At 58.3% G+C, this 9,826-nt stretch carries 9 protein-coding genes and 2 pseudogenes; 2 read left to right on the top strand and 9 right to left on the bottom strand.

The window, feature by feature from the left end:
* Positions 1–1,100: thiamine pyrophosphate-dependent enzyme (locus tag WCA53_RS18490; protein WP_423913744.1), on the top strand; the 1,100-nt coding region annotated here is incomplete at its 5' end.
* Positions 1,101–1,296: 196 nt separating this feature from the next.
* Here the strand turns inward: WCA53_RS18490 and WCA53_RS18485 are convergent.
* The 4 genes and pseudogenes from WCA53_RS18485 to WCA53_RS18470 all read right to left on the bottom strand — a co-directional run.
* A pseudogene (locus tag WCA53_RS18485) lies at positions 1,297–1,596 on the bottom strand (PLP-dependent aminotransferase family protein); the annotation flags it as partial.
* Positions 1,597–1,619: 23 nt separating this feature from the next.
* Positions 1,620–2,792 carry an NAD(P)/FAD-dependent oxidoreductase gene (locus WCA53_RS18480; RefSeq protein ID WP_423913741.1) on the bottom strand — a complete coding sequence of 391 codons (1,173 nt, stop codon included), beginning with the start codon at positions 2,790–2,792 and terminating at the stop codon, positions 1,620–1,622.
* Between the two features lie 128 nt (positions 2,793–2,920).
* Positions 2,921–4,420 carry an aldehyde dehydrogenase family protein gene (locus tag WCA53_RS18475; RefSeq protein WP_423913738.1) on the bottom strand — a complete coding sequence of 500 codons (1,500 nt, stop codon included), beginning with the start codon at positions 4,418–4,420 and terminating at the stop codon, positions 2,921–2,923.
* Positions 4,421–4,453: 33 nt separating this feature from the next.
* Positions 4,454–5,482 (bottom strand): DUF1338 domain-containing protein, encoded by a 1,029-nt coding sequence (locus WCA53_RS18470; RefSeq protein ID WP_423913735.1) that lies wholly within the window; start codon positions 5,480–5,482, stop codon positions 4,454–4,456.
* Positions 5,483–5,632: 150 nt separating this feature from the next.
* Here WCA53_RS18470 and WCA53_RS18465 point away from each other — a divergent pair, with 150 nt between their 5' ends.
* On the top strand, positions 5,633–6,598 hold the full coding sequence (locus tag WCA53_RS18465) for a LysR substrate-binding domain-containing protein (protein WP_423913730.1): 966 nt from the start codon (positions 5,633–5,635) through the stop codon (positions 6,596–6,598).
* Between the two features lie 59 nt (positions 6,599–6,657).
* On the opposite strand, the gene WCA53_RS18460 is transcribed toward WCA53_RS18465, so the two are convergent.
* The 5 genes and pseudogenes from WCA53_RS18460 to WCA53_RS18440 all read right to left on the bottom strand — a co-directional run.
* Positions 6,658–7,479 carry a hypothetical protein gene (locus WCA53_RS18460; protein WP_423913725.1) on the bottom strand — a complete coding sequence of 274 codons (822 nt, stop codon included), beginning with the start codon at positions 7,477–7,479 and terminating at the stop codon, positions 6,658–6,660.
* A 174-nt stretch (positions 7,480–7,653) separates the two neighbouring features.
* Complete coding sequence (locus tag WCA53_RS18455; protein ID WP_423913722.1) at positions 7,654–7,989, bottom strand: tetratricopeptide repeat protein; 336 nt, start codon at positions 7,987–7,989, stop codon at positions 7,654–7,656.
* Between the two features lie 70 nt (positions 7,990–8,059).
* Positions 8,060–8,389 (bottom strand): DUF190 domain-containing protein, encoded by a 330-nt coding sequence (locus WCA53_RS18450; protein WP_423913719.1) that lies wholly within the window; start codon positions 8,387–8,389, stop codon positions 8,060–8,062.
* Positions 8,390–8,511: 122 nt separating this feature from the next.
* Positions 8,512–9,165: a MutS-related protein gene (locus WCA53_RS18445; RefSeq protein ID WP_423913715.1), complete on the bottom strand. Its 654-nt coding sequence runs from the start codon at positions 9,163–9,165 to the stop codon at positions 8,512–8,514.
* Positions 9,166–9,169: 4 nt separating this feature from the next.
* Positions 9,170–9,826: pseudogene (locus WCA53_RS18440) on the bottom strand (DNA mismatch repair protein MutS); the annotation flags it as partial.

The following is a 9,826-nucleotide window of genomic DNA, read 5'->3' as shown; positions in this document are numbered from 1 at the left end:
GCGCCGCGATCGGCGAAGCCGCTCGCCTGATCAACGCAGCACAAACTCCTGTCGTGCTGCTTGGACTGCTGGCAAGCAAGCCCGATAACGCGAGCGCCGTGCGGGAGTTGATCGCCGCGAACCAGTTGCCGGTGGTCGGCACTTTCCAGTCAGCGGGCGCGATCGCGGCACACCTGCTGGAAGACTTCGGCGGGCGCGTCGGGCAGCTTGCCAATCAGCCGGCCGACCGGCTCCTTGAGGCAGCCGATCTCGTGATCACGATCGGGTACGACCCTGTCGAGTATTGGCCATCGCTCTGGAACAAGGACCGCGACCGGAAGATCGTTCACATCGACACCCTCCCCGCCGATCTCGACTCATACTATTGTCCCGCCGTCGAATTGATCGGCGACATCGCCCAAAGTCTTTTGGCCTTGAGGCCATTGACCGGTCGCAAACAGCAGTCGTCTATCTCATCGACCATCTTGCGCACGATCAGGGAGGAACGTGCCAAGCTTGGGCAGGAAGCCGCGCGGCTTAGCGGGGCACCCGTCCACCCGCTCAGGATCGTGTACGAGTTGCAGAAACTCCTTGATCCCGATGTCACGCTCTGCCTCGACATGGGGTCGTTTCATCTGTGGTTTGCCCGGCACCTCTACAGCTTCAGGTCGCGTCAGGTCCTGATCTCGAATGGTCAGCAGACACTCGGCGTCGCGTTGCCGTGGGCCATTGCCGCGACGCTTGTGCGGCCCACGGAGAAGGTCATCTCGATCTCCGGGGACGGCGGCTTTCTCTTTTCGAGCATGGAGCTTGAAACTGCCGTTCGACTCAAATCGAACCTCGTTCATATGGTCTTGATCGACGGCACCTACGACATGGTCGCCGTGCAGGAGATCGCCAAATATGGTCGCCCGTCGGGGATCGCGCTCGGCCCGGTCGATCCGGTGAAGTATGCAGAAGCCTTCGGCGCCGTGGGTCTCATGATCCACACGGCCGACGAGATCGCGCCGGTCATGAAGAAGGCACTCGATACGCCCGGCCCCGTTATCGTCGGCGTTCATGTGGACTATCGGGACAATCACAAGCTATTTGAAATGGTGCACGACAACGCATTTCACTGACGCTTGTGTGCCGGAACCATGGGTCACTCGTCGCGGATTATTCGCTTCGCTTTTTGCTCCGGCCGCATGGAGCATCCGAGCGAGGCTGCGTGCAACGCGATCTTTAGTCGCTTCACACCCTCATGGATATCGCCGATGGACGGCGCCGCGTAAGACAACCTGAATGCGGCCTGATCGATGTTGTCCGCATAAAAGGTTGCTGCGAACCGGTCGTCACCAGGAGCTCGGAATTCGAACAACGCGCATTCCGGCTTTTCATGAGCCTGAGGATTTCCTGCTTCAGAACAGGGATGCCATCCGTCGCACCATATTGCAGGCAGACATTTGAGTCCTGGTACGCGCGGTCACTCGCCTGCTTTAACCCTTCGACATCAAAGAGATCGCTCGCGGGATAACCGCCCGCGAAGGAAATCATGCCGGGCTGGCCAAGATACTTGAACAGCTCGCGAATGGGCGAGCCACTTGGCTGCCGGAACGTCGATACGAAGTTGTACATAGAGATAAGACGTTTGCTCGTGGCTAAACGATATTCTTTTCCACGATGGGCCTATTTTCCAGCACTCGGGTCCAGCTTAGCGCCGACAGGTCCAGGCTTGTGTACTTCCCGTTCAGGATCAACTCGCTGACACCTCGCCCCGTTGCTGGCCCTTGCTGCAATCCATGGCCGCTGAAGCCGTTTGCAAAGATGCAATTTTCCACATCGGGGTGGCGACCGATAATGGCATTCTGATCCAGCACGTTGTACTCGTAATAGCCGGACCAACAGTTCTCAACGCGCAGCGCCTCGAACTCAGGTACGCGGTTAGCCAGCGTCGGCCAGATCACCTCGTCGAACAGCGCGTGGTCCACCTGATCGAGCGGAAGGTCGTCCGGATCGTTATCGGCGGCGGGAGAGGTTCCGCAAATATACGTCCTCCCTTCCGGCCGGAAATAAACGCCCGTCGGATCAATCAGTAGCGGACACTTCGTCAGTTTCGCCGGCGACGAGACGTTGAAGATACTGCGACGTCGTGCGAAGACGGGAATGTCGATACCCACCATGTCGGCCACCTTCCTGGCCCAGGCGCCAGCGGCATTGACTAGGGTATCGCAGGCATAGTCCTCGCCGTCGGAAGTGAGAACGTGCGTCACTTTCTTCCCATCGCGCCTAACGCCCACTACCTCCGCATGAACGTATCGAGCCCCGAGCGCCTGGGCCTTCTTGCGTAACGCCTGGACCAGTCCGTATCCGTCAAACCAGCCCTCGCCGGACACGCCGAATGCGCCAGCCGCAAGGTCGTCGACATTGAGCCACGGGAACTGCTGTCGCAGACCGTCCTTGTCAAGAAGCCTGATGTCCGCACCCAGGCGCGTCTGCAGCGCGTGGTTTTCCCGAAGTGTCTGTTCGCCCGCAGGCGTGGCGAGAAAAAGGTATCCCCCTTCGTGGAGATCGATCGAAGGTTGGGCACCAGCCACCTCAAGCCGCGCGCCAATCGAGCGGAGGAATTCAATGCCATACAGCGACATCTGGATAGAGAGCGGTGTTGAGAATTGCTGTCGGATCGATGCGGCGGATAGCGCTGACGATGATCGGGCGTAACTCGGATCGCGTTCGATCACGGTGACCGCAACGGTAGGATCCGACGCGCGTAAGAAATACGCCACAGAACTGCCGATTACGCCGCCACCCACAATCACCACTTTTGAAGCCACGTCGCACTCCCCATTTACAAAACCGAACGCCAAGTCCACCCGTTAATCGCAGCAAAAGACCGCAAATCAAGTTGCTGAGTATGACGTTGGCCCGCGATCCTGTGCGGACCAGAACCAGCCGGCTCATCTCAACTTATCGAGAAGTCGATACCCTGCGCGAGGGGAAGCGCGGTCGAATAGTTAATCGTGTTGGTCGCCCGGCGCATGTAACCCTTCCATGCATCGGAGCCCGATTCACGGCCGCCCCCCGTTTCCTTTTCACCGCCGAAAGCCCCGCCAATCTCGGCGCCACTCGGGCCAATGTTCACGTTGGCGATACCGCAATCGCTGCCCGCCGCCGAGACGAATCGTTCCGCTTCCCGCAGGTCCGACGTAAAGACACACGACGACAGACCGTGCGCAGCGGCGTTGTTTGCCTCGATTGCTTCGCTAAACTCACTATAGCGAAGAACGTATAGGATCGGAGCGAACGTCTCCTTCAAGACCACGGCTGTTTGCGACGGCATTTCGACGAGCGCCGGGCGCACGTAGTGAGCTTTCTCGTGTCCCTTCACTTCGACGCGATCACCGCCAAATACCTTGCCGCCCTCTGCCCTTGCCTGCTCAAGCGCTTCTTGCATGCGACCATAGGATTGTGCATCGATTAGCGGGCCCATCAATACGCCCTTTTCCAACGGATTGCCTATCGGCACCTTTGCGTACAGCTTCTTCAGCCGCTCGACCGTGTCGTCATAGACGCTCGCGTGAACAAAGAGTCGGCGAAGTGACGTGCACCGCTGGCCTGCGGTACCCACTGCTGAAAACAGGATGCCGCGCGCGGTGAGCTCGGGATCGGCGCTTGGCGCGACGATGCCGGCGTTGTTCCCCCCGAGTTCGAGAATTGACCGGCCAAAACGGGAGGCAACCTCCACGCCCACTTTGCGGCCCATTTCGGTGCTGCCCGTAGCACTGATAATGTCGGCACGCGGATCCGAGACGAGCTTCGCGCCCACGTCCCGGCCCCCAATGATCAACGCCGTGAGACCGGCGGGTGCATCGCCGAATTCCCTGAGTGCGTCCTTGAGAATCTGGTCGACGGCAAGCGCGGTCAGCGGCGCCTTTTCCGACGGTTTCCAGATCACCGCGTTGCCGCACACCAGCGCCAATGCGGCGTTCCAGGCCCAGACCGCCGCCGGAAAATTGAATGCCGAAATGATGCCGACGACCCCGACCGGATGCCAATTTTCGGCCATGCGATGGCCAGCCCGTTCTGACGCGATGGTGAGACCGTAAAGCTGGCGGGACAAGCCGACCGCGAAGTCGCAAATGTCGATCATCTCCTGGACTTCGCCATATCCCTCTTGCAGGATCTTGCCCGTTTCCAGCGTAATGACGGCCCCTAGCACCTCCTTCTTTTCGCGCAGGCGGTTCCCGAGCACTCGTACGAGTTCGCCGCGGCGCGGCGCAGGCACGTTGCGCCAGGTCTGATAGGCAGCTTTCGCGGCAACCAGCGCCGCGTCGACGTCGGCCACCGTGTTGAGCTTGACGCGGCCTACCCGTTCACCCGCGATCGGTGAGTTGACAGCCAGTTCGCCATCGTCCGCCAGATGCGCGATACCAAGTTCAGAGAGAATCGATTGAGCGTTCACTAGTATCCTTAATTTTCCGTCACCAAGCGCTAATCAGGTTGCCTGACTAGCCGTCATTTTAAATATTCCCTGTGCATTGCCTGTATCGAAGCGCAGGTCAAGCTTCCACTGGCGCGTTTGCTTATCGAAGTCGCGTTTGCGCGTGATGAATTCATAAAATGAGCCTGGGACGTTGCGCGTGACGATACCGCCGTCTTTGCCACGGAGTTCGCGTGCAACAACGTCCGCGCGATAAGCCGTCTGGAAAACGCGTCCAGAGCGGGACCGCTCGACCTCGGGTTTCATAGGCCGCCCCTTCTCTTTTTGTTCGTCGGAAAGCTCAAACACGTTTTGCACACGATCCGTTGCATGGTTGAACGCATTTCCTTCCGTCGCAATCCATGCCATCTCGGCGGATTCTTTCAACAGGACGTCGTAGTCAGCTTCATTCGGTACGTCGTGCTGACGTGCGAATGCGCCGACGATCACTGGAAGAAGACCTTGTGCATCCTCGATGGGCAATGTTCCATCCCGCTCAAGCTCCCACAGTCGACTCACCGCCAGCGGCGTGAGCGGATCCTTCGAAGATGAGACGACGTTAGTGACGGCGTTCTGAAACTCAGGCGAAAATCGCTCTGGATGTAGCTCGCTCACAAAGAATTGCGAAATGTCTTCCGGCGCATCCTGATGCACATAGGCACGTCCTGTCATCCCGAGCTTGTCCAGCGGATAGCGTCCTTTCAGTTCGAAGCCAAGCGGAACCAGGATTCGGGCGAATGCTGCTTCTCCCGGAGGAAGTGCGCCGTTCTGCTCCCATCGAACGGTACGCAGCGCACCATGATCAAAGTGAACGCCGCCACCGGCAGCGATGGTTTCCGTTGTATAAGTGCGCCCATTCGCCGAACGCTCCAGCAATCCCTCGAACAGCGCCATGTTCATTGCCTGTGCGAGTTCAGCGCGACTGACAATGCCGTCTTCCCAAACGTTGAGCGCGGGAGGGAAATTCAGCGTAGAAAAAAGTGATCGGGTTCTCTCAGGCCCAAGCAACTTCAACAGCAAATGTTCAACGTTCGCATTTCGCATCTTCATCTCGCCCGGGAGCGGCCTCTGCGGCACATAGGGGTAGCTCGATCGGCGCCACGCAGCACCGACTGGAATGGCGGGATTATTGGCTTGTACCCCGGCCCCGTAAAGCGAGATAAAATTGATACTTAATGAGTTTTAGGCATCAACATGCGTAAGTTCAAGATTCCGAACACGGGTGCGCTGCTGGCATTTGAGGCCGCAGCGCGGCACGAGAGCTTCACCTATGCTGCCCGCGAGCTCTTTCTCACTGAGAGCGCGATTTCTCGCCAGATCAACACCCTGGAAACCAACCTTGGTGTTCGGCTGTTTGTGCGCGCCAAGCAACGCGTGGTGCTGACCCGCGCCGGCAAGCTGTACAGCACTCAGGTTCGGCGAGCGTTAGAGACGCTTGACCGCGACACGCTTTCGATCGTCGCGCACGGCAGCGGCGGCGAATATCTGGAGCTCGCTGTGCTGCCGACGTTTGCATCGCAGTGGCTGATACCGCGCATGCTCTACTTCAACGAAAAGAACCCGGATGTACGTGTCAACCTGGGGGTTCGCACGGATACGTTCACGTTCCAGGACACCCACTTCGAGGCCGCGATTCACTATGGAAAACCGACCTGGCAAGGGACCTCGTCGGACTATCTATTTGGGGAGGAAGTGGTGCCGGTTTGCTCGCCGGCGTTATTGAAGAAGCCGATCAAGCATGCCGCCGATCTGTTGAACTATCCGCTGCTGCACTCGACAACGCGTCCCGATGGATGGACGACCTGGTTTGCCGAGCAAGGTGTCGACGACAACCGGACGATGCAAGGCGTCCGATACGAGTTGCATACCATGTTGATCGCGGGCGCCCGCGCGGGACTCGGCATTGCGCTCGTGCCGCGCTTTTTCGTCGATACGCAACTCGACCCACTCGGCTTGATTTTGCCGATCGATGTCCCCGCGATAGCCGATGCGGCCTACTACCTGGTCTATCCCACGGAACTCAGCCACGGCAAACCGTTCGAGGTTTTTCGACATTGGCTTTTGCAGCAAGCCGCTGTCTACAACGAGTGCGCGCAAAGCTCGCCCACGTTAGGAGTGACGATTTCGGCTTCCAGCAAGCCGCCCGCAGCGGTGCCGTAGCTTCATGGCAGACCCTCCTCATGGGAGAGCGCTTAGCCACGCGAGCCCCAAACGTGTACTTATGCCGTGCCGCCGACGGCCAAGCCCTTCCCCCTGTTTAGCGTACGGGGTGCACTTCGAGTCATATGGGACTGAGCCCGCGCTCTGTCGCCGCGCTCTTTTTCCCGCTGTTCCCACGCTGAATACCGGATAAGGGCTGCGTCAAATTCAATGACGCAATTGTGATCCTCAACTGCGCGCAATTCGTTTTCTTCGCGCAGCTCAACCGCCATCAACCATGCTCGTCGCCCAAATTCCGCGCAATGGCCCTGAATATTGGCGACGAACTCAGAAACATTCGAGTATTGGTCGTTCGATTGGATCAGCTCTCCACTGTACGTGGCATTGGCGCCGAAGGCGCGCAGATAAGACGCTTTACCGGCGTCTAGATCGCGCCATTGAACATCATTAGGAAACGCGAAAGGCGGCAACTCAATCTCGCCTAGCAGCACGTGTTGCTGTTCCAGCGTCTCCTTGCGTTCAGCGCGATTGATCGTCGCTTGACACCGGTGAGCGAACTCCTCAAGTGTGATAGCTACGGTCAACGCGGTATGACGCTCGGCATGAATGCGGGCGGCTGCGCTGCGTGTCCCATTGCGCCTGCGAACGACCGCGTTGCAAGCGACGTTGACGACTGCGCTGAAGACTCCAGCGCCTAAGGCGACCGCTAACCAAGGCGACATAGTGTTCTCGCTATATTTCATCGGCAAACCTTCGGCCGATCCTTGCAGGATGCTAAAAATGCAGAAACGATGCGACCCCTTAAACGTGGCGCCAAGGCCATTCGCATCTAGATCCAGCCCGGGCAATTTAATCACTTTGCTGCAATCGGTGTCACTCAATTTGTATGAAATGATGCACGCAGTGTTGTGAAGTTTTGACACTATGGAAAACGTTTGCCTGGACAACGTGATGCGCTTAACGGCGAGATGCCGAAGATATTGCGCTATCGTAAGGAAGGTGCAGGCGGCTTAGGGCGCGCGCCCCGCTTGACCTTCGGCACCATGCCGGCGGCATTACTGACTGATCACCGTTAAACGCACGCGCGCTTTGGTATAGCCCTGCGCGGCCGACTTCTTTAGCCAGTCGATGTATTTGCTCTGGTCTCGCGGGACACCCTGCCCGTTGTGGTACATCTCCGCAAGCCAGTACTGTGCGCAGGGATTTCCCGCTATTGCGAGCGGTTCGAACGACGTTGACGCTCGCCCGTAATCGTTATTGTCGTAGAAACTAAGCGCGCTTTGCACCTCCGCGCTATTTTCACACTGATCGCTCGCTTCGCCCTGTGCGAACGCTGACGGCATTGACACGAGCATTGCTAAGGCAGTAATCGCCGCAAGGAGTGACTTCATTGATTTCTCGTTAGGTGGGCGCCGGCGGTAGGTTATCGTACATCTTACCGGTCGGAAAGGCATGCAAGCATTACTCTGCGCTCTCCGCCCCAAGCAGTTCGTATTCGATGGGATGGCGCGTATAGAAGAGTCGAACACCGCCGCGCTTGAGGCTCTCTAGCAGCGTATCGACCTGCGCGTCCTCGGCCGCCAGGGTGACCACGACCGGCTGGTCGACCAGTTCAAAGAAGCGCGCCGCGTGATACGTGCCGTGCGCGCCGATGGCTTCGGCCACTTCGATCACGGTCGCGCCCTGAATGCCGGCTTTCCTTGCCTCGTCCAGAATCCAATGGACCACGGTCATATGATTCTTGCGATGACTCTGATTGGCCGCAAACACGGTGAGTTGACTACCTTTCATGGCGGACTCCGATTGGCCCTGACGGAAAACGCTTGGACGCGCCGACATGCGAACGGATACGCACCGCCATAGCCGATTCATCTTACGCGACGGCACAAATAGCATGACCGTGCCCGCGCGACCTATCCGACCTTCGACAGATCGGCGCATGGTGAAGTGCCATGCGTCTGCTCCTCACGCTGGAACGTAAATATTCGCCTGTACAGGTCTTCCCCGTAGCTGGTCTCTAATGGTTCGGCCTCCGTCAGCTTGAACGTGCGTTCACCGTCCACCCGCCGCTGCGCTCTCAAGAACATCATGCCCTGCGTCCTCTCCTCATGCAGTCCGTGAGCCAGCGCATACAGGTGCGTCACAAATACGATTTTTACGCGCTTTTGCAACAACGCCACGATGATCTGTCGCGCGATCTCGGAACCCTCACGCTCGTTGGTTGCGGCAAACGATTCGTTGCACAACACCAGCGAGTGCTCCCGGATGTGATCGACGATTTCGCTCATCCGCTTGAGTTCCTCATCGAGCTTGCCGCTCTTCATCGATGCGTCCTCTTCGCGCTTGTAGTGCGTAAATACTGCGTCGCACACGTTCGCCGAAAAGGACGTCGCCGCGACGAACATTCCGCATTGCATCATGATCTGCGCCAATCCGACGCCGCGCAGGAAGGTCGACTTTCCACCTTGATTGGCTCCAGTGATGACAACGAGCTCCTTGCCGTCACCTTGCACGTCGTTGCCGATGGGCGGGTGTTCGGTGCGCAATGCGAGACTGGCGTCATACAAGCCTTCAATGGCTAGCCGTCTTTCCCTCCAGTTCCGACAACGCGCGGGCGCCGGCGTCGTCCCGCTCCGCGATACGAAACGTGAACGAAGGCGGCCGCCTTGAGAGCAAGCGCTTCAGGAGATTCGGATCCTTCGCGTGAGGTTTGCGCAGTACGTAGTTGACACCCTTGTTGCCCTGGCCGAGGCCCGCACTGACCAGCACTCCGTGGTTGAACTTAAGCTCATTCAGGCAACGCTGGATCGTCGCAAAATACTCGTCCGTCAACTCTCGCTGGATCATCGAGAAGAATTGAGCAAAGCCTTCCGATTGAAACTGTCCCGCCTGCGTGTCGGCCACGCTCCTTATCTTCTTCAGCACACCTATAAACTTCTGGATTAGTTCCCGCGCGCCGTGCAGCACCGAACTGGCTGACGCCGAAAAGATTCCATAGTAACTATTTCGTCTCGTTTCGAGCGCCTCGATCGCGATAGCATAGAGCTCTCTCACAACCGTTTCGTAGCTAATGCAGTCGCGAAGGATGGCCTGGCGATACGCAATTCCATCCAGATCGACGGAACTCACCAGGACGACCCGCTTGATCACGTCGTAGAGAAAGGCGTCACCCCGCGCCATCGCCTGATAGAGCGTATCCAGATCGAGGTCTTGCACAAGCGCAGGCTC

Source organism: Caballeronia sp. (assembly GCF_049581465.1).
GTDB lineage: Bacteria > Pseudomonadota > Gammaproteobacteria > Burkholderiales > Burkholderiaceae > Caballeronia.
Note: the sequence above shows the minus strand (reverse complement) of the source record. Positions and strands in the feature narration are given on the sequence as shown.